The organism is Neobacillus sp. 19 (genome assembly GCF_049463095.1).
In the GTDB taxonomy this organism is placed as follows: domain Bacteria; phylum Bacillota; class Bacilli; order Bacillales; family Cytobacillaceae; genus Neobacillus.
The window spans coordinates 1-21,168 of record NZ_JBMPZU010000019.1 but is presented as its reverse complement, the minus strand read 5'-3'; the positions used below and the strand labels follow the sequence as shown (position 1 = coordinate 21,168).

At 35.7% G+C, this 21,168-nt stretch carries 16 protein-coding genes and 1 pseudogene; 9 read left to right on the top strand and 8 right to left on the bottom strand.

The features are described from left to right. Positions 1–11: 11 nt before the first annotated feature. Positions 12–593, bottom strand: a complete 582-nt coding sequence (locus tag ACO1D1_RS03955; protein WP_423335033.1) for an HNH endonuclease — start codon at positions 591–593, stop codon at positions 12–14. Positions 594–630: 37 nt separating this feature from the next. Beyond that, on the bottom strand, positions 631–1,008 hold the full coding sequence (locus ACO1D1_RS03950; RefSeq protein ID WP_423335032.1) for a hypothetical protein: 378 nt from the start codon (positions 1,006–1,008) through the stop codon (positions 631–633). Positions 1,009–1,365: 357 nt separating this feature from the next. Here ACO1D1_RS03950 and ACO1D1_RS03945 point away from each other — a divergent pair, with 357 nt between their 5' ends. Next, positions 1,366–1,812: a (deoxy)nucleoside triphosphate pyrophosphohydrolase gene (locus tag ACO1D1_RS03945; protein ID WP_423335031.1), complete on the top strand. Its 447-nt coding sequence runs from the start codon at positions 1,366–1,368 to the stop codon at positions 1,810–1,812. Here the strand turns inward: ACO1D1_RS03945 and ACO1D1_RS03940 are convergent. Then, positions 1,783–4,596, bottom strand: a complete 2,814-nt coding sequence (locus ACO1D1_RS03940) for a DEAD/DEAH box helicase (protein ID WP_423335030.1) — start codon at positions 4,594–4,596, stop codon at positions 1,783–1,785. The two genes, ACO1D1_RS03945 and ACO1D1_RS03940, sit on opposite strands and share 30 nt — an antisense overlap. 350 nt (positions 4,597–4,946) lie before the next feature. Here ACO1D1_RS03940 and ACO1D1_RS03935 point away from each other — a divergent pair, with 350 nt between their 5' ends. The 3 genes and pseudogenes from ACO1D1_RS03935 to tnpC all read left to right on the top strand — a co-directional run bounded on the left by ACO1D1_RS03935 (position 4,947) and on the right by tnpC (position 7,184). Next, positions 4,947–5,141, top strand: a complete 195-nt coding sequence (locus tag ACO1D1_RS03935; RefSeq protein ID WP_149872886.1) for a hypothetical protein — start codon at positions 4,947–4,949, stop codon at positions 5,139–5,141. Then, the gene (gene tnpB, locus ACO1D1_RS03930) at positions 5,138–5,491 is read left to right on the top strand and encodes an IS66 family insertion sequence element accessory protein TnpB (RefSeq protein ID WP_223821044.1); all 354 of its coding nucleotides are present in this window, start codon (positions 5,138–5,140) and stop codon (positions 5,489–5,491) included. Before ACO1D1_RS03935 ends, tnpB begins: the two co-directional genes overlap by 4 nt. A gap of 90 nt (positions 5,492–5,581) precedes the next feature. Next, positions 5,582–7,184 (top strand): annotated as a pseudogene (gene tnpC / locus ACO1D1_RS03925) (IS66 family transposase). Between the two features lie 264 nt (positions 7,185–7,448). On the opposite strand, the gene avs4 reads toward tnpC, so the two are convergent. Beyond that, the gene (avs4, locus tag ACO1D1_RS03920; RefSeq protein WP_423335029.1) at positions 7,449–12,161 is read right to left on the bottom strand and encodes an AVAST type 4 anti-phage nuclease Avs4; all 4,713 of its coding nucleotides are present in this window, start codon (positions 12,159–12,161) and stop codon (positions 7,449–7,451) included. Between the two features lie 143 nt (positions 12,162–12,304). Between avs4 and ACO1D1_RS03915 the strand changes: the two genes are divergently transcribed. The 4 genes from ACO1D1_RS03915 (at position 12,305) to ACO1D1_RS03900 (ending at position 16,908) form a co-directional block, all read left to right on the top strand. Further along, entirely contained in the window at positions 12,305–14,077 is a 1,773-nt protein-coding gene (locus ACO1D1_RS03915) for a DUF262 domain-containing protein (RefSeq protein ID WP_423335028.1), read from the top strand. A 146-nt stretch (positions 14,078–14,223) separates the two neighbouring features. Continuing rightward, positions 14,224–15,771, top strand: a complete 1,548-nt coding sequence (istA, locus tag ACO1D1_RS03910) for an IS21 family transposase (RefSeq protein WP_423335193.1) — start codon at positions 14,224–14,226, stop codon at positions 15,769–15,771. A gap of 2 nt (positions 15,772–15,773) precedes the next feature. Continuing rightward, positions 15,774–16,538, top strand: a complete 765-nt coding sequence (gene istB, locus ACO1D1_RS03905) for an IS21-like element helper ATPase IstB (RefSeq protein WP_423335027.1) — start codon at positions 15,774–15,776, stop codon at positions 16,536–16,538. Between the two features lie 151 nt (positions 16,539–16,689). Continuing rightward, the gene (locus ACO1D1_RS03900; RefSeq protein WP_423335026.1) at positions 16,690–16,908 is read left to right on the top strand and encodes a hypothetical protein; all 219 of its coding nucleotides are present in this window, start codon (positions 16,690–16,692) and stop codon (positions 16,906–16,908) included. Positions 16,909–17,116: 208 nt separating this feature from the next. On the opposite strand, the gene dnaB is transcribed toward ACO1D1_RS03900, so the two are convergent. The 3 genes from dnaB to ACO1D1_RS03885 are packed head-to-tail and all read right to left on the bottom strand — an operon-like array spanning position 17,117 to position 19,014. After that, complete coding sequence (dnaB, locus tag ACO1D1_RS03895) at positions 17,117–18,418, bottom strand: replicative DNA helicase (protein WP_423335025.1); 1,302 nt, start codon at positions 18,416–18,418, stop codon at positions 17,117–17,119. Continuing rightward, positions 18,405–18,752 (bottom strand): hypothetical protein, encoded by a 348-nt coding sequence (locus ACO1D1_RS03890; protein WP_423335024.1) that lies wholly within the window; start codon positions 18,750–18,752, stop codon positions 18,405–18,407. The genes dnaB and ACO1D1_RS03890 overlap by 14 nt, the downstream gene beginning before the upstream one ends. Beyond that, entirely contained in the window at positions 18,739–19,014 is a 276-nt protein-coding gene (locus ACO1D1_RS03885) for a conserved phage C-terminal domain-containing protein (RefSeq protein WP_423335023.1), read from the bottom strand. Before ACO1D1_RS03885 ends, ACO1D1_RS03890 begins: the two co-directional genes overlap by 14 nt. Before the next feature lie 87 nt (positions 19,015–19,101). On the opposite strand from ACO1D1_RS03885, the gene ACO1D1_RS03880 reads away from it, so the two are divergent. Then, positions 19,102–20,376: an RNA-guided endonuclease InsQ/TnpB family protein gene (locus tag ACO1D1_RS03880; RefSeq protein ID WP_423335022.1), complete on the top strand. Its 1,275-nt coding sequence runs from the start codon at positions 19,102–19,104 to the stop codon at positions 20,374–20,376. Here the strand turns inward: ACO1D1_RS03880 and ACO1D1_RS03875 are convergent. Next, positions 20,294–21,040, bottom strand: a complete 747-nt coding sequence (locus tag ACO1D1_RS03875) for a hypothetical protein (protein WP_423335021.1) — start codon at positions 21,038–21,040, stop codon at positions 20,294–20,296. The genes ACO1D1_RS03880 and ACO1D1_RS03875 overlap by 83 nt on opposite strands. Between the last annotated feature and the right edge of the window lie 128 nt (positions 21,041–21,168).

Here is a 21,168-nt window from a genome sequence, read left to right as displayed (position 1 = left end):
AGATACAACAATCACTCATTCATATTATAGTCCATTCTATCTTTTATTTTTTGCTTAATCACTGCCGCTAATTCCTGATCCTTTTTCATGTCCTCATGCAGTCTATCACAATTACTCCAATGCTCTTCCCATATCTCAGCCTCAATAATATTTTCAAAATCTATTGGCTCTACATTTCCCCATTTCTCATATACTGAAAGCCGGGTTATTTTTCCCTCTAGATCTGCGACTCCTCTTGTTTTTGGAGAAAGGACGGCATTACTGACAATCCATTCATTCCAGAGCTTGTTACCCTTAGATTGATTACATTTTCCGCATGCAGGAACTAAATTATATATATCAGAAATATAGCCAGTTGGTTTTTTATTTTTAACAATTGGCCGCAGATGATCCCATTCAGTTGACTTATCTCCACAATAGGCACAACAAAGATTGTCTGCATTTAGTTCTAGTATTTTTAGTACCTTTATCACTTCTGATTCTGTTGGATAAATATAGGGGATAATCCCGTTTACAAATGAATTCGTAATACTTGAGCTTCTTGCTGTAATATTTACTTGTTTTGGCATTTGAAAAGCCTTAAGTGGATTCATTTTGTAACTCCCTTCTCTCGATTAATTCCAATTAATTTTACTGGTTGAAATTACTGCACCACCGAATAAATTTTGCTCTATTCCGTTCATACCAGTCATTACAAACAAAATATTGCTCTCCATTTATGTGAATATCCTCTTCCCAATATCGATCATATCCATTGATTTTCCTCTGTTGTGAAGGAGTTGAGCCTACTGCAACCTTTTTTAATAATGCATAATTAATATCAAATGTTGATTTACAGTACCTAACATCTTGTAATAATAAAACTTGTTCATCGGATAAAGAATGGCCTTTTACCAAACTTTTTAAAATAGACCTTACTAATTGTCCAATCTTCATTGCGTCTTGCTGTGAGGGTTGCTCAGGGGAGTCTTTCTTTTCTTGTTCATACTCCCTTATCCACTTTTTCATATATCTGATTTTTTTCTCCCTAGTTAAGCCAGCAACATCTTAATCTAGTAAATTTACTACACTTAATTTAAATGTTCTTTTATCCATATGTAATCATCCCATCATGATTAATCTTTTAAAAAATAAATTTACCTTTTTTATTCAGTCATCTTTCTGCTAGGTTAATAGTCTTAATTCACTCATGTTCATGATAAATCACTGGGATTATTTTTCCAACAAAAAAATGCAGCCTAGATTATGATAACTTCAATCTTTCTTTAAACAAAGATGCAAAAATTATCTACAAATGTTGTTCTTTTATTAGAATTGGCAAAACCATGTTATCATTATTAATGAGTAAAAAATTTGGAGGCTATCATGAAAAAACAAGTGAAAGTTGTCGCTGCAATTATTGAAAATGAAAATAATGAAATCCTTTGCGCCCTTAGATCTCCTGAAATGTCAATTCCAAATCAGTGGGAGTTTCCCGGTGGAAAAGTGGAAGCAAACGAGGACATTTTCAACGCGCTAATAAGAGAAATTTCTGAGGAGTTAGATTGTACGGTCGAAACTACCAAAGAAGTATTCAATGATAATACGCATGAATACGAAACCTTTATTATTAATTTAATCTCGATTAAATGCAGAGTAGTGGAGGGCCTTCCAACAGCCAGTGAACACTCTAAGCTGATCTGGTTGAAAAGAGAAAATTTAGAATCGCTAAAGTGGGCGCCGGCCGATATTCCAGCAGTTGTACAATTAATTCAAGAAAATAGTCTTCTCGAAATGAGAAGACTACACTTTTTCTGTAAACTCCGTATATAAATTTGCTGGAACCTCATTTTCTAATTCCATTCGGACCGTAATCGGCTTGTCCCCTTCAAATTCAACAGAATTTCCTTTCCCGATGTAAATATAAGGCTCCGTTTTGCCATCCATTTCTTTGTACTTTCGAATAAACAAATGAAGATGAATCCCACGCTGCTGATTAAAAATGATATTTTTCCCTCGTTCAGATTGTTGCGTCGTATTGTTAACCGATTGCCATTGGAATTCATGTGGATTAATAAATTTATCTTTATAGTTGATACTTTCCTTTACGTCTTCCTCTTTATGCAAATCAATAAAGAGAAAATATTCATTGCCATTGGCCAGCAATCCCGATCCTCTAAAGGAACTATGGATCTTCCGATAGTTTGACAGCAACGCTGCGTCGATCATTTGATATTGCTCATACAATTTGAAATGTGGGACACCGTAGTATTCTCTTTTAAAATCTTTCTCGTATCGGAAAATACCATAAGTGATAATGTCATCAACAAACTTACGGTATTCCTCATTTTCTAATAGTTTTGTAAGGCTATCCGTCTTCGTCAGAATGCCGTGACTATATTGTACAAATTTAGGTTTATTCTTCAGCTGGACGCTATCATAGTAGTTTTGATTTAGACACTCAAATGCATGTAAAATACTATCATCATCGACATAATCCATCATTTTGAGAATTTGCTGCTTGGCCATTTCTAGATTAATTTCTTCATGCTCTAGCAAATAACGTAGGATAACAAACTCATAAATTCGCTTAAGCGGCAGCTTGCTTGATAATTCCTTCATCGTTGCCTCAAAGGCTTCATTTAGTAAAAGTTCCTTTAAATAGTCATCTTTCTCGACCTTGGCCACAAAGGATAAGTATGTTTTCTCGCGATTAATAAACTTAACGGGATCCGGAGCACCATCATATTTGAGGTAATCCAATAACAAATAGGGAATCCGACCCTGATTCAGCTTTTTAAATTCACCATACTCTTCCTTCAGATACTTCATAGAATTGAAGTTTTCCTTATCAATTTGCTCCAAAATTCTATCCTGTGAGATCTTATCCATTTGGATATGGGTACAACCAGGAATATTAGCGAATCCCGTTGCCACTGCTACCTTTAGGCTTTCTTTATCATAGTAGCGACTCCCATTTAACGCCAATGCAATGAGGAAGGTTTTCTGATGGTTTCCAATAAAGTCGAGCACCGTCAAGAAGCTTTTATCCGCATGTTTCCGTAATCCTCTCCCGAGTTGTTGAATAAAGATAATCGGTGAGTTGGTTGGTCGCAGCATTAATACGGTATTAATAGAAGGTATGTCGACCCCTTCATTAAAAATATCTACGGTGAAAATGAATTCTAACTCATCCTGTTCATCTTCTAATCGTTGAATATATTGCTCACGTTTTTCCGGTGTGTCAGCCCCATATAAGCAAATACTTTTATAGCCTCTTTTATTAAATTCACTTGCCATATATTGAGCATGTTCAATACTGACGCAAAAACCGAGGCCTTTTCTTTTCTCACCGTCATGACCGTAGAAATCCATTTTTTCAATAATAAAATCAACCCGTTCATTGACCTTTAACCGTTTGGTAATTTCAGTGATATCATCAATATCCACATCACTTAAATCAACACCATCAATATCGGTGATTCCAAAATAATGGAAGGGGATAACAAGCTCATCCTCTAAGGCTTCGTGTAAACGAACCTCCAAAGCTACATTATTATCGAACAGATCAAATACGTTATAGCCATCACTACGTTCAGGAGTAGCCGTCATCCCGAGCGTGAATTGAGGTTCAAAATAGTCTAAAACAGTTTGATAGGTCGGACTTGTGGCATGATGGGCCTCATCGATAATCAGATAATCAAACTCATCCCTTTCAAATTCATGAAAACACTTTGAGATGGTTTGAATTGTGGCAAATACATAATCCACATGCTTTTGCTTATGGTTCCCGGTCAACAAGCCAAACGTGAAACCCTCATTGGGTAACAGCATTTCAAAGGTGTCTTTCGCTTTTTTGAGAATCTCTTCACGATGGACAATGAACAGGAGTCGTCTAGGCTTTACATTTTTTACATCAAAAGCAGACATATAGGTTTTTCCTGTCCCAGTTGCCGCAATAACCAATGCCTTTATCTCACCATAGCTCCTAAGTCTCTCAAGGTTCTCGGTTGCTCGTTTCTGCATCCGATTTTGGACAATATATTGCTTATTTTCATATATTAATTGATGAGTTTTTTGCGTATTCTTTAGACTCTTCAGGAATTCTTCATATCTACTAATAAAAGCCTGATCGGCTTCTGTACTCATATCCCAAAGCCCATTATATTCCTTTAAAACATCCTGAATAAAGCGTCCATGTTCTTTGGTAATAATTTCGACATTCCATTCAATATTACTTTTCAGTGCACTTTGGGTAATATTGGACGAGCCGATAATGACCTTATAGCTATCCTCGTACTCAAATATGTACGCCTTTGTATGAAAGCCAATTTCTTTATCGGTAACGAAAACCTTTAAGTCGACATTTTGAAACTCTTTAATTTTCTCCAAGGCCTTGGCATCGGTAAAGTTGAGATAGGTTGACGTGATGATCTTCCCTTTGATGCCCTTTTGCTCCGCTTCCTTTAAAGGATCAAGCAGCAGCTGTAAGCCACTGAAGTTAATAAACGCGACACTAAAATAAAACCGCACACACTCATTCATTGATTTTACTAGTTCTCGTAATAAGTTCCCTTTATCGGAGTTGACGATTAGTTTCTTTTCTACTACTTCCATTGGCTTTCCCCTACCTATAGCTTTCTATCTCTGTATTGTTATTTATTGGATATGTAAAATTGTACTATAGTTGGAGGGAAATAAAAAAGATCCTCTATTTTAATAAATAGAGGGGTGAATTTTCTTACAAGTATTTTTAATAAAAATAGCTTACTTTAGTATTTATGATACGGTTCACCGTAATAAATCGAAATGAGAAAACACTCTTATTTAAAGAAGCGCGATTTTAAGTAATATGAATAAATAGGGTACCTTTAGATTAAGGTAAGCCCGTATTCAAACAACGCATATAAAAACAGCAGCACCTCCTGGTATGATCAACGTATCAATTTAAGGAGGTGCTTTTTCATATGCCGCAGCAAAAACTCACAATCGTCCCCGTTACATTACATTCCGAAAACAAAAATACTTCTGCACCAAATCCAGTAGTGATTTCTCCAAATCCTACTTGCACGATCAAAACCGGCAACGCCGAAATCTCCTTCTTCAACGGCGTAGATGAGCACATCATCCAAACGGTTATGAGGGAGTTGAAAAATCCGTGAAACACGATTTTACTAGCGTAAAAAATATTTACATCATTTGCGGTAAAACTGATATGAGAAAAGGTATTGACGGACTAGCCACATTAATTCAAGATTCCTTTGAATTGGATCCATACGGGGATTCCATTTTCTTGTTTTCAGGATGGAGTAAAGATCGCTATAAATGCTTATATTTCGACGGTGATGGCTTCGCCATGCTATATAAACGTTTGGATAACGGAAAACTCCAATGGCCAAAGGATGAAAACGAAGTACGGAATCTCTCTCAAAAGGAGCTCAGGTGGCTCCTCGAGGGGTTATCTATCCAGCAGCCAAAGGCGATTCAGCAGTCACCAAAAGGTGCCTTCTAAATTCGTTAAAGCCCTTCATTTTATCTTTATTCCACTGTTCGAACTCGTTATAATAAAAGAAGTGAATCCGAACGAAAAGTGGTGAATGATGTGGCGAATACTTCTTCTACGAATGAAAATCAATTTGATAGAGTAATTCGATTGCTCGAAAGAGCAGTTGGCTCATTCGAATCAACAAAACCAGGAGCTATCCAAAAAATTGGATCAATCGTTGAAACAGAACGAAGCGTTAACGCAACAACTTCGGCACTTAACAAAACTCTTATATGGTTCTAAAACTGAAAAATCAAGATATAACGCACCAGAAGGGCAATCGTCATTATTTGATGATGACCCGTCTTTTAGCGAATCTGAGCACACAGAAGAACAAAGCCAACAGACCATTTCTTATACTGTTGTTCGAACTATTAAAAAGAAAAAACGAAATGATTCATTACGAGATGATATAGAAGTTGAAGCATTTCACTATCATCCAGAAAATATACAATGTGACTGTTGCCAGGGACAAATGATTGAAATTGGAAGTACAATCGTGCGCGAAGAAGCAGAATTTATTCCCGCAAAAATGAAGAAAGTCCAACACATAGAACATGCTTATGAATGTAAAAATTGTAAAGGTGATTCATTTCAAAAAGCCCAAATTAAACGTGGTAAGGCACCGCAGCCTTCCATTCAACGTAGCATCGCAAGCCCTAGCGTGCTTGCCAAAGTCATCTATGATAAATTTGCGCAATACCTCCCCCTTTACCGCCAGGTTAAGGAATGGGATCGTTACGGCCTGAATACCAACGATAAGAATCTTTCGAATTGGGTCATTCGTGCATCACACGATTGGCTATTGCCTATTTATGAAAGAATGAAAGATTTGATGATGAATAAATCGCTTTTACATATTGATGAAACATATGGACAAATACTCCACCGTTCCGATGGTAAATCGGGTCAAACCAATGCTTATAATTGGGTGTCTCGAAGTGTTCCTTGCCAAGGACCACCAATAACTCTCTTTCATAGTGCATTATCGCGAGCCCGATCCGTCCTTGAAGGATTCATTGAAGGCTTTTCAGGAACGATTATTTGCGATGGTTATTCTGCCTATGGCAAGTTGGAAGGCGTTACTTTCGCAAATTGTTGGGCCCACGTTCGCCGTTATTGGCTGAAGGCGGACAGCAAAAATGGCCGTATAGGTGTGAGCTTTTGTGACGATTTATACCGTCTTGAAAGGAAATTTAAACATTTGTCTCCGAGTAAGCGAAGAAAAAAACGCCAGAAATATTCGAAGCCAATTGTAGATAAATTCCTTGAATGGGTTGAAACGTCACCATTCTATGGAAAAAATGCGCTGGCGAAAGCAGCTGAATATACATTGAACAGGGCAAATGGACTTAGAGCATACCTGAACGACGGGCGCGTTGAAATCGATAATAATCCCGCTGAAAACGCCATCCGCCCTAACGTCGTGGGGAGAAAAAACTGGCTTTTCTCAGTCAGTGAAGCCGGCGCAAAAGCGAACGCCATTTGTCTCAGTATCGCAGAAACTGCCAAAAGTAACGGTGTAGATTTCTACGAATACTTGAAGAAACTTTTGACGGATCTGCCCAATCTTGGCATCCATCAAAAACCTGAAATTTTAGATCAATACATGCCCTGGTCAAAAGTGATTCAGGCCGAATGTGGGCAAAAATTGAAATAAGCCGTAAATTCGATTGAAAAAAATCGGGATTTACGGCTATTCGTGATGCGTACCGAAAGGTGCGCTTATTTTTTATAATTCGGGCTTACAGATTAAGTACATATTAGCTATTTAATAACGCTGTTGATTGTTAAATAAATTTTGCTACGCAATTTGAATTGCATCGTGCAACCAATTGGTACTAAGAATTATTAATAAAAAGAGAGAGCCTGACAGTAAATATCAAGCTCTTTCTAAAATTACTATTAGAAATGCTAAGAGTTATTATAAAACGTTCTCTCTTAACATATATCCAGCAACTGATCCTTTCTCCACTAAAAAGTCCAATATGACGAGAACTTCTTGTTTTAATTTAATTTCTCTTCTTATCTTTTCACGATTATTATAAATATATCTTTTCACCAGGTTTTCTAAATGGTAAATAGTATTACTCTCTAATTGCTCTGTCCATAATTTTTCGTGTTCAATTAAGATTCTAGAAATCCAAAGGATTCCATTATTAAGATACCTTTGCCCGACTCCATTTAATAATTTTGCTATTGCATATAAAACAGAAGGGGAATTCCCCATATTTCTTGCAACTTTACTTAAAAACCTTTTATTATTATCTTTAAGCGCATGCCATTCAGAAACATTTTCATTCCATGGTGTCTGAGCAAAGAGATAACTTTTGATGATGTTCTGATTGTAATAACCATAACTTTCACCTTTACATAACTCGGCGACTTTATTATAAAACAAGTCCCATACCAACCAAAAGTTATAATAAGTTTTTAGAGAATCTTCGGCAAATATGAATTCTTTAAATAAATCTGCCATAGATTCAGTGTTATTAAAGCCCTCAATAAATGGGTGTAAATAAACAGGAGCATCATCCCTTGAGGAAGCTAGAACAACCCTAGAAAGTTTCATCAAGAAATCATGTCTAACCTGGTAATCAACTTTTTCCTTTCTATCATCAGATAATAACTTCTCTGCAAAAGCAGATATGATGTTTTGAGTAATTATTTTATGGGACTCATCAAGTATCTTCAAGGGGATTAATTGAAATGCTGTTCTTAAGATGCGTAAATTTATATTTTTTATATTTTTTATTTCATCTAGTGTAATCGAATTTGCTATAATCTTTTCTATATCTTCTTCATACTTCCCTACAAATTTCTCGATTAACTCATTCTCATATAGTTCGTATTTATTTTGTTTATAATTTTCTTGTCTCAAAGTCTCTCGCATTGTTTCATATTTCGGTTTCAAATATAAAAATCCAATAAGTAGAGATTGTGCGTCAGAAAAACTAATGCCCCATAAATTATTAAGTATTGCATTTGCCGAGTAGTCTGAAAATTTCGCATACGCTCCTATTGAATGAGGATTGAATAAAGTTAATAACAGAATGACTTTTATATTTTCTCTTTCTTCAGGAAACTTTTCTAATATAAGGGGCAATACTGAAATTGTTGCTTCAACACCGTCCCATATCTGATACAAATAATTCGGTCTGAAAGAGGAAGATGCACATGTTAAGATAACATCTTTACAAAGTTCTTTATCTGATTTTGAAAGCTCCTCAAAATAATCCCGTACTAAAACAGTACAAACATGAGCAGGGATCTTCTCTTCGAAAAGGTGAAACGTCCCATGATTATTTTTTAAGTTTTCAAGAATCTCCTTAACTTCCCGCAATGCCTGTTTTGGGTTCTCTTCATATTGAGTATACTCTTTATACTTCTCATCATTTTTGACTTTATAGTCAGCCCACAGTTTTAAGGAAAGGTATTTCATTGCTTCAGAACTTTCTTGGAGAGCTACATCACTATACTCCTTTAAGCTAGGATCGATTTCTGGATTGAAATTTATCTGCAATCCTTCATCAACTTCTTCAAAAGTAGGCTTCATTTTTCTCCCGTCCATTCGAGCAAGAAAAAGTCTCCATGTTCTAACGTCTTCCCTTGTATCGTCTGTAATTTCCTTATAATACTGATCAAAAATAGCCCAAATAACCTTTTGTCTTTCTTCTACTTCCCCATTAGTTACACCTTCGCCCTTAAAAAATTGATATATTAGAGCGAGATCCTCAAGTGATTTTTTTCGATGGCTGTCATTACAGGAATTAATTCTCTCATTTTCATGAATTTTATTTTTAGGCATCAATCCAGCCCCGATTAAAAATTGACTTTTTGCAGAGTAATCTTCTGACCTTCTACTGGAGTCATAAAGAAAAAATTCTTTTGTTTGAAATAAAACCTTGGAAACATTAAATGTTTTCTCAGGGTATGCTAAAACAACACTTACCATTATTGCTGTTACCGAAGCAGAATTTGAGTTCTTTATTAAGTATAAAAGATTACTTTCCAGTATTTTAGAGTCAGTATTTTTTGCTGTTTCAAGAAGGAACTTTTCTAATGCCATATGAATCGATTGAAAAACATTAGGTGCAACCGAGGTGCCGCGATAAGTGTTCCAAAGTCTTTGACTTATATATTGCTTTACTACTGTGTTGTCTGTAACAACTTCCACTTCTTTAACTTCTGATTCTGATCTATCTAAATCTGATTTTACATAGCACTCAACTGTTTTATTTATAAATCTAAGTAAGAAATCAAAGGTTTCTTTAAGTGAATATTTAAGCAACCAATAAATAGGTGTTTGAAATGCACTTGGAGGGTAATAATCCCTCTGATTCTCATCAATACAGAAATCACCTTCGACGCCAACACTATAATGAAATGGATGACGTTTTTCCTGAGAATTGAACCAGTATAAATCTGCTAGACCTAATACATAATTAGGAAGTGACTTAAGAACCTCCTGATTTTCGCCCACTTTCGATAAAATAGCATTTACTAAGTTATAATAAGGGTCTCTATAATTCCTCCACTCATTTTTAATTACTTCATCAAAAATGGCAGTAAGTTCCTCCTTTATTTCGGCAGCTCCATATAAAATTGTTTGAATAAGTTTCTCCTCAATATCTTCTCCTCTTGAAAGGTATATGTCTTCCTTAACGATTACTTGGTAATATTTTAAGGCAATTAAAGCTGATAACTTTGTCGTTTCTCCGCTTTTAAATTTATTATTCCATTCATTTATTATCGGTAATATAAAGTTAAGTTTTTCTACCTCAAATTCATCTTTATAATTGTAAATTAGTTTAATTATACTTTCCCAGCCTTTTCCTTTTGGCTTGGTAAATATATACTGCAAATAAGAGATGGAATATTTATCCAACCCTACTCCTTTTAAAAATTCCTCATCTACTTCTTTACATGCTACTCTTAATAAAAATGTTACTCTATTTAATAGTTTTTGGTTATCCTCAAGTAACTTTTCCTCAAATAAATTAATAAATTGATCCGAGTAAGATGAAAGTAACACTGATACCAAAACTTCATCTTTCCAGAAATAAGGAATGTTTTCATCCTCAATGACTTCTTCTATAAAATTCTCAATGGAATCATCCTCGGTTAAGAGCTTATCAGACACCCATTTTCTGAAACTTCGCCGAATAGGCAGAGATTCCCCAATTTTCTTCAAGAAATCATGGTAATTTTCTTGCCTAATAAATTCAGATTCAATAATTTTTTCCAAAGCCCACTCTTCGTAAATATCATGGGTAATAAAGTATCCTGCTGTTTCATAACCCAAGATACCATCCTGCACTAAGGAATTAATGGTCGATTCATTACAATTAGGAGAAATAAAAAATTGACCTTCACTTGCTCTTTGAAATGCAATCTTCATAAAACATTGCTCTCTGGTTGGCTTTGATTTTTTTATTAACTTATTCCATAGTTTCTCTTTAAAATTTTGATAATCAATAACCTCGTCATTATTATAAAACTTTAAATATTCGTTTAAATAAAATGGGTTTTTGAGTAACTCCAACAGCTTCGTGTCGGTTGGCAAGTTAAAATTATTAGCTTGAGAGCAGCCTATCAGTTCTTCCACGCTCAGAGTTTCAATATAAAATTTGATGGGTTTAACTTGATATTGGTCAATAAACTGCATGTCCAAATCGGACAAGTAATTACTTCTCGCTGTAAATATAATTTTCCATTCATTTTTTATTAAAACAGAGACAAATTCTTTGAATGGGTCTGTGTTTTCTAAATCTAACAACTTTTCAGCTGAGTCAATTACGACTAACTTTTTCTCTTCCTCTTTATGAGCTTCAATAAAATCCTGCAAACTATATCCGCCGAACAAACTATTTATATCATTTATTTCGAACTCACTTGCCTTAAAAATATAAAATGGGGTATTTGTTTTTTGATCTTCATATAGCCTTTTGATAACCGCTGTTTTTCCAACTCCACCTGCACCAGTTAACGTCAATACTTGTTCTTTTTCGATTTCACTTATTATCCTTTCAAGAAGGGCGTTTCTATCTATTTCTATCTTCTCCCCATGGAAGTTTATGGATGTTTGAATATCCTTTAAAATTGACTCGGAATGGGTTTGTTTTTCCGATAAGAGTTGTACAATACTCTTTTCAAAACTAAAGAAATGTTGGATAATTAAATCATTTTTTATGGTAACAAAGGGTGACTCAAAGAAACTTGCAGTCCTCCATTCAATTTGGATTTCAAGCTCCTTAGCCTTACTTTCAATATCAACTTTTGCTTGGGGATCGTTTTGTTCAGGTTTTTTAGGATTATGACTTTGTCCCCATTCATGATTTGTATAAAAAATGATTTTTGTTAAATCTGAATAGTCTCTTTTGCTTTTTATTAAGGTTTTAATTAATTCGCCTTTATGATCCGACAAAGTGGTTTCATAAAACTTCGCTTGCCATCCTATAACTTCCTTATCTACATAAACTGGATTGGTCTCAATCCCAGATTGATTTTTATACCTAAAAATACCAAACTCTTTTCCGAACTCTAAGCAAAATAAAAGGTAACATAGCCATTCAAAGTTATTTTGTGGGTTCTCACTAAACTTTGCTTTAAAGATATTCCAATCTGGTTTAATCATAAATACCCCCCTCTTGTGTAGTACACCATTTCACATGTGTAAAAATATAGTTATATTTCTTATTAATTCAATAATTTCAATATAACATGATTGTTAAATATTGTATAATTGATAGTGAATTTGATTTTATCAGGAGGTTAAGCATGGAAGCAGATAAAAATAGTATTTTAGGTTTCTTAAGTGCTCAAAACAGAAGGTTTTCCATTCCTGTATATCAAAGAGAATATACTTGGAATTTAACACATTGTGGAAGATTATTAAATGATATAAAAACCATAATGAAACACCCTAATAAAAGACATTTTATTGGTTCTGTCGTTCAAATTTCAAATAAACACGGTCTTATTAGTCAAATCAATGAGGCTACAATAATCGATGGACAACAACGAATTACCACGGTTTCATTAATATTGATAGCTCTCAGAGATTACATAAGGGAAAATTTTGAACATATAGATGAAACCATTGCGGAAGAAATTGAAGAAACTTATCTAGTTAATAGTAGAAAGAAAAATGAAGACTATATTAAGCTATGCTTAACGAAAAAAGATAAAACATTATACGACAAACTTATTTTTGGTACTCCTCTTGACGAAGCTAATTCAAAAAACAACATTATTAGTAACTATCGATATTTTTATAAGCAAATAAAAAGTCAAAAAATCGATATAAAAGAACTTTATGATGGGTTGGCCAAATTAGATATTGTTGAAATTGCCTTAGAAAGGGATATAGATGACCCCCAATTAATATTTGAAAGCTTAAATTCTACTGGGGAAAAATTAGTAGAATCTGATTTAATTCGAAACTTTTTATTAATGGGATTGGAAAATGATGTACAAACCCATATTTATAATGAGTATTGGTATCCAATTGAAGAGAGACTGGATTCATTTGGTAAAAATACACTTTCTAATTTTATTAGAGATTTTCTTACTATAAAAAACTTAAAGATTCCAAAAGAATCTCAAGTTTTCTCTGATTTCAAATCATACTTTTCGAAAAACTATACAAGAAAAAAATCTAGCATAGAGAAGTTCATGACAGAACTCGATAAATTTTCAAAAATTTATAAAAAGATTGTATCCGCAGATGACCACGACAACAAAATTAAAACTCATTTAAAAGGATTAGAGCTATTAGAAGTAAAAGTTATTTATCCATTTATTATGTATATTTATGATTTTTACTTAGAAGAGAAAATTTCTAAATCAGACTTCTCTCGGATATTATTATTAATCGAAAGTTATTTATCCAGACGAATAATCTTAGAACATGGATCTCAAGGGCTTAACAAAGTCTTCGTTACTTTCATAAGAGATTTCAATTATAAAGAGCCTATAAAATCATTTGAAATTGCATTATTAAGCAAAAAAGGACATCATCGATTCCCAAATAATGAGGAATTCAAAAGTGCATTTTTAATGCGTAATATATACATGGTTAAAACTAATTATAAAAAATACATTCTATACTCTCTAGAAAAGTCACTTTCAAATGAAGTAGTTGATTGGTCTAGTCAAATTTCAATTGAACATATTATGCCACAAAATATAGGTATTAATATTTATTGGCAAAATAATTTAGGAGAAAATTGGCAGGAAGTACACCAAAAATATCTCCATACAATTGGAAACTTAACTTTAACTGGTTATAATAGTAACTTAAGTAACAAGAACTTTATAGAAAAAAAGGAAATGTTAGTTTCAGGTTACGACAATTCATCCTTTAATTTATCAAAAACACTAAAAAACTACACAACCTGGACAGAAAGCGATATATTAAATCGCTCGAAATTCTTAATTAATCAAGCATTAACTATTTGGCAGTATCCTAACTCACATAGTATCCATCAAAATTCAAATAAAACTGAGATTACTCTTGAGGATTCCTGGACAAGTATCAAACCTATGTGACTGCTAGAATAAAGTGTACAGTTTTTGCTTGATTTGTTGAAACACTTATTTACCCAAATATACCAGCAAAGAATATTAGTCTTCCCCTGTAAAATGAAATAGTTCATTACTTACAGTGGAGGGCAGAAAAGGTGGATAAGTGGGAAATGTACATGGAGATAAAACAATTAATAAAACAAGGATTTAGTCAGACTAAGATAGCTGAAAAATTAGGGGTTTCTAGATCAACTGTTCACAGACACCTGAAGAAATCACCTTCGGAGATGGCGGAATGGGTGGAATCTCTTAAGAGTAAAAAGAGAAAACTGGATCCTCATAAAGAACTGATATTATCTTGGCTTAGGAAGCATCCAGATATGTCGGCAGCACAAGTTTATGACTGGCTTCTAGAAAAATATGAGGATATGAATATTGGGGAAAGTACAGTTAGAACCTATGTAAAGGATCTTCGAGAAGAGTATATGATCAAAAAAGAGACTTCACCTAGAATGTATGAGGCGATACCTGACCCTCCGATGGGTGAACAAATGCAAGTGGATTTCGGCCATACAAAGCAAAAAACATCTGATAATAAAGAAGTGAAACTTAACTTTATCGCTTTTGTATTATCTCATTCTAGACATAAATATAAAGAGTGGCTAGATAGACCTTTTACAACTCAAGATGTTATTAGAGCACATGAAAATGCATTCAAATGGTATGGCGGCATGACCAATGAGATTGTATATGATCAAGATAGTTTAATTGTAGTCAGTGAGAATGGTGGAGATTTAATCCTAACTAAGGAGTTTCAAAATTACAAGGAATCTAGAGGCTTAAACCTTCGGGTTTGCCGTAAGGCAGATCCTGAAAGTAAAGGAAGAATTGAAAATGTTGTAGGGTTCATTAAGCAAAACTTTGCCAAACATAGAGTTTTCCATAACCTTGATGCTTGGAACGAACAAGGGTGGGATTGGCTAAACAGAACGGGGAACTTTAAAATACACAACTCAACAAAAAAAAGACCGGTTGAAGTGTTTCTCCTCGAAAAGCAACACTTAAAACCAGTCCACAAGAAAATAGATTTTCAAAATAACTATGATTCTAGTATAACAAGATGTGTTCATAAGGACAACACTATTCGTTTTGAATCTAATCGCTACTCTCTTCCACTTGGAACATATAACAAAATAGAAAAAGTATGCGTCAAGGAAACAGAGGCTAAAGAATTGGTTATTTATATACACGATACCGGAGAAATTATAGCAAAGCATTTGATTCCTGAAGGAAAAGGTCAGTTAGTTAAAGATAGAAAACATACTAGAGATCGAACAAAAGGAGTCGAAGCGTTTATAAACACAGTGGCAGAGAAATTTGAGAATAAAGAATTGGCTTTTCAATATCTTGAGAAGGTTAGGAAAAAAAATCCACGTTACATTAAAGACCAGCTACAGATTATCCTGCGTGAAACAAAAGATAGCAATAGCGATGTACTGAACAAAGCGTTAGCAGAGTGCTTAAAAAGGAATTTATATAGTGCAACAGATTTTGGCGATATCATTGCATATGTAAAACGCCAGCGCCAAGGAATTGAAACAGCTTTAGAGAATAAAAAAGAAATTAAACCTTTAAACAAACTGTCTGAATGGGTCTTAGAAACAAATGCACACAAAAGGGAAATAGATTCTTACACCGCATTAATGGAGGTTAAATAGGAATGAGTCAATTACAGCAGATTCAAGACATAATGAAGTACCTAAGACTCGCTGAAACGGCCAAACACCTTCCCCATTTAATCCGGGAAGCAGAAGAAAAAGACCTTTCATTCACTCAATTCTTATTAGAGGTGACAACCTATGAGCAAGCTCGAAGAGAAGAAAAGCAACTAAATAATCGATTAAAGTGGGCCACCTTTCCTTTTAGCAAGACAATAGAAGAGTTCAATTTGAAAGAACAGAAGTCTCTAAGCAATAAACAACTAAATAGATTAAAAGACTTAACTTGGGTTGAACAATTATATAGTTTAATACTACTAGGACCGCCAGGTGTAGGCAAAACCCACCTGGCGGTGGGACTAGGTATCGAAGCGATAAACCAAGGATATAAGGCTGTTTTTACATCGATGGGAGACTTAGTTCATAATCTGAAAACGGAAGAAATTACACGCAAATCTAAAGCTAGAATGAAGCGAATTAGAGAAGCTGATTTAGTCATCATTGATGACTTGATGTTTATGGCAATGGATCAACAAGAAGCAAATATGTTCTTTCATTTAATAAACGACTTATATAATCAATCTTCCATTATTTTAACTTCTAACAAAGCTCCAAAAGAATGGGGTGAATTATTAGGAGATCAAGCCATAACAACGGCAATTCTTGATAGAATTCTGCATCGAGTAGAAATTATTCATTTAAATGAAGATAGTTATCGTATGAAGCATCGTTCTACCATATTTGGGGAACAAAGTGTTTCAAATTAATGAGCAGAAATTGTGTCATTCTACTTGACGGTCACAACCTACTAGCTTTGAATTTCTAACCGAAAAAACCTCAGTTAAAACATTTATTGATGTATATTTAAATGTAATACAACAACTATACTTATTTGATTCAGATGCATTTTACCAAGCATTGAATGAAGAAGAAATATTAAATGTGAAATTTCATTCAGTTGGAGAAAATGAGTTTGATGAAAGCAAGTCTGCAAAAATTGGTGAAGATATTTATATAAATACCAATATTAGTAATGAAGCTAAAAGGAAAAACTTACATGTTCTATTTGACTCAATGGAAATCGATGAAAATGATTTAGTAATTGAAATTGAGAACCCCCATATGATTACAAATTAAACACACAACACCAATCCTATTATGGATTGGTGCTGTTCTATTTCCCTAGAAAAAACTCATTTACTTATGGTAAGGTTCACCTTATCTAATGGTAATAATAAATATCCATGGAAAAGTTTTTTGCGGCCTGGGCTAACCTCATTAAAGACCATAAAAATCACCCTTTAGACTTCGCTATTTTTTTCACAAGGTTAATTCCTCCTTAATATTACTTCTCTAATTGAACAAACCTCCCAAATTGCTTATTAAACCCAAGCTCCACCGTCCCAGTCGGCCCATTCCGATGCTTGGCAAGAATGACTTCCATCCTATCCTTTAGTGGAGAATCATTCGTATAATAATCATCCCGATAGAGAAAGGCGATTAAATCAGCATCCTGCTCTATTTGTCCGCTTTCCCTTAAGTCAGACAGGATCGGCCGTTTGTCCTGGCGGCTTTCAACGCCCCGGCTCAGCTGGGAAAGGGCAATGACGACCACATTCAGTTCCCTCGCCATCGTTTTTAAGGCTCTGCTTAATTCACTAATCTCTGCCAGACGGTTTTGTTTGTATTTCGGATCACCCGCGATCAGCTGCAGATAATCAATCACGACCAGTATCCTTTTTTCACGATCGTACTCCCTGCGAATCTTGCGGAGCTTTGACCAGATAAAAGGGACATCCATCCCTGCCCGGTCAAAAATATGGAAATTGGCCTTTGATAACGTTGCGATACTGTCCGTGAAATGTTGCCAATCGTCCTCTTGAAACTCCTTCATTGGGTTCTTCATTTTGAGACTATCGATGTATCCAGTAAAACCAGCCATGCGCTTCAGCAGCTGCTTCTTTCCCATTTCTAAGGAAAATACGACACTTACATCTTGAAATGCCGCATGCAGCGCCAAATTCAAGGCGAATGCCGTTTTGCCCATACTGGGGCGGGCGCCAATGATGACTAAATCAGATTCTTGGAATCCTCCCGTAAGACGGTCCAAATGGGCAAAACCAGACGGAATGCCGACGATCTCGCCCAAATCTTTTTCACAGTCCGCAAATAAATCCACTAGCGATGGTGTTATATCACCATTATCTTCATCGGCTTCATCCTCCTCAACGGCCATTAATTCATGGATCCCCTCACTTAATGTCTTACTGATATCGGACGCTTGTGCCTGCTCCATGATTTTTCCGGCAATCTGTATGGTCTTACGTTTCTGGGCATATTCCCTGACCAGATTTTCATAGAAATGAAAGTTGGCTGTTGTCGGTACACTGCCGGCTAATTGGGTAATATAGCTGATCCCGCCCACCATTTGCAGGTTCGAAATCCCCAGTTCCTCCATAACCGAGATCATATCAATCGGCTTGCCTTTTTCATCCAAACGGCGGATGGCTGAATAAATTTGTTTCAGTTTCCAGGAATACAGCTGTTCTGGACGAATGGTGCATTCTTTCACCAAGTCCTCTTCTAAAAAGAACGCTCCTACCAACGCCTCTTCTGCTTCTTGATTAAATGGCTCATGCCCTTCCATCTTTCTCCCCCCTATCAATACCCAAGATGGCTCTCATTTTGGCCAGCTCTCTTTGAACGACAATTTCACTCGCAGGTTTCAGCCTGGAAGAAAGTTTCATCGTCTCTTCTGCATTTGGAATCGTCTTTGAATTCGCAGACTTTGAGATTAAATCCGACACTTTGGGTGGAAACGAGGACTCCTTTACAAAGGCCAACAGGTTCCCTTGTATCTCGTCAAAGGTATAGCCCTTTAACACTTCATGCCACAGGTTCACTTTCTCTTGGTTCACCTCAAACTGATCATAAAAAACAACTATTCTCTTTAATAATTCAAAAGTCTCACGCTTCATCATCTAAATCGTAATCCTCCTCGTTCAAGGATTTCTTGCAGGACTTCTGGTTGATATAAGATTCAAATTTACTGCCAAATAACGTTGTCGGCCTTAGGTATTTGCACATTCTCGGGTCACGCATCCATTCAGCAGTCTTCAAATCTATGACCTTTTTAAAATCCTCCACCGTAAAGCCTTCTCGCATTCTTGCTCTGATCATTTCCTGGGTTTTATCAAAAGATAGCGTAAAACCCCTTTCTTTAGAAATGGGGATATAAGCCATACTTTATCATTTTTACTTCCAATTGAAATTCAATAATGGTATAATAAACATATAGAACAAATGTTCCCAATAGGGGTGAAAAGAGAAATGGAACCCTGTAAAAAGAATATGAAAGAACAAAAGAAAAAAGAGTCCATAGGCGATATCGTCATACGGAAATTTCCCCTCCGATTAACCGCCGAGGAGAGAAGATTAGCCGATTCTCTGCGTAAGGAAGCAGCGAATCTATGGAATGACTGCTTAGATCTCCATTGGTGGCTATTTGACGTATATAAGATTTGGACAAGTGCATCAGAAAAAAAGAAATGGTACAATGCCACCACCCATAAATTACACTCCCAAACGATTCAAGCGATCATCGAGTTACATGAAGAAACATGTAAAAGAACGAGAGAACTGCGCGCTAAAGGGGACAAACAATGGCGTTACCCCTGGAAACACAAAAAATTCTTTTCTGTCAAATATAAAAAAGCAGCCATTACAAGTACGGGAAAACAGCTGCTGTTTAGCAATGGAAAACGACAAATCCCCTTAGTGATCCCTCAACCGAAGCATATTGATTTCCATACCATAAAAAGTGCTGAAATTGTTTGGCACAAAGATCAATACTGGATGCATATAGCAGTGGAAGTACCAAAACAAAAGCAAGTACAAGGTAAAAAGGAGGCCGGCTGCGATTTAGGGCTCATACATGCGGCCGTATTAAGTGACGGAAAAAGTCACTTCATTGTGACAGGAAGAGAGCTTCGCTCGTTACAGCGTTATAGAAACAAAAAGTTAAAAGAGTTTCAAAAGCTCATTAGCCGGAAAAAGACAGGTTCGAATAAAAGGCAAAAACTCATTTTGCGTAAACGCCGTTTTTTAGAAAAAATGGAACGGAGAATCGAGTACCTATTGCATGCGATTTCGAAAATGGTCACCGATTGGTGTGTGGATCATCACATAAAAACGCTTTATATTGGAACACCAAACGGCGTTCAAAAGAATACGAAGAAGAAAAAGAAAACCCGAAAAGAAATTCGCCAACAATTATCAAATTGGAGTTTTGGGCAATTAATTGAAAAAATAAAATACAAATTAAAACTTCGTGGTGTCACCGTCCAACTTGTGGAAGAATCCTATACTTCCGGCACATGCCCTTTATGCGGAGAATTCAGCAAACAATGGAATCGGAACTTCCACTGTCAGTGTGGTGCGATCGGACATCGGGATGTAGTAGGCGCCATTAATATTTTGGACAAGTCAGTTCATAAACAGTTCACGAAAAATCGGGAATTACCTAAATGGGAAGATACAAAGTATCACCGAGTTCTCTTAACTCCCATTGTTTCGCATAAGGGGTTAAAAAGGGCAGTGGCGTAGTGCCTATGATTGGGCTTCGGTATGTGGTATTCACTACATGTCGTAATGAACTGGAAAAGCAGTAAGACCTAGAAGCCCCGGCAGATAGGCAGCTTTGATGAAGGTTTAAAAAAGAATCCCCTGGATTTATCCATGGGGAGAAGTCAAATGTACTGGGTTTGTATTCTGCCTTTGTTTTTTCATTAAGGTAGTGGATGATTTCGACGACAGGAGTTTCTTTCTCTGAAGTAATCTCTGTAGTACTCTCTGGTATTGCTTGGTTCAGGCTTGTGTCCTCCATCGTGCAGGCTGATGAACTAGATGATTCAGTTTGAGCAAACGACAGCTCAGATTCTGTTGGCTCTAATGCTTCCAATCGTTCATAATCGATCGTATACCACTTGGTCTTATCGATTTTCAATTGATTAAAATTACCTGACAGTAAGTAGCCTTGGGCCTCAAGCGAACGAATCGTCCGTTTGATCGTACTCTCCGACCAAAATGGCAGCTGCTTCTGCCAATCCTTATAGGTATTGTAGATCCATTTCCGTCCCTCGATCACATGGCTGCTTGATGTAACCCAATAGTGGATTTGCTGAAGGACCACCGCTTCATTTAAGCCCAGCCTTACTGCCAATGAAGGAATAATCATCACCGGCGACTCATTAATTAATAATTTACTCATCCTCTTTCACCCTTTCCTTTAGGCCGAATCTGAATAAACCATCTGAACTTCCATTTCATCAAGTTGATTCATCCATCGAACCATTGCTTTCACTTCTTATATATAGAGGAAGGGCAAAAAAGGATGAA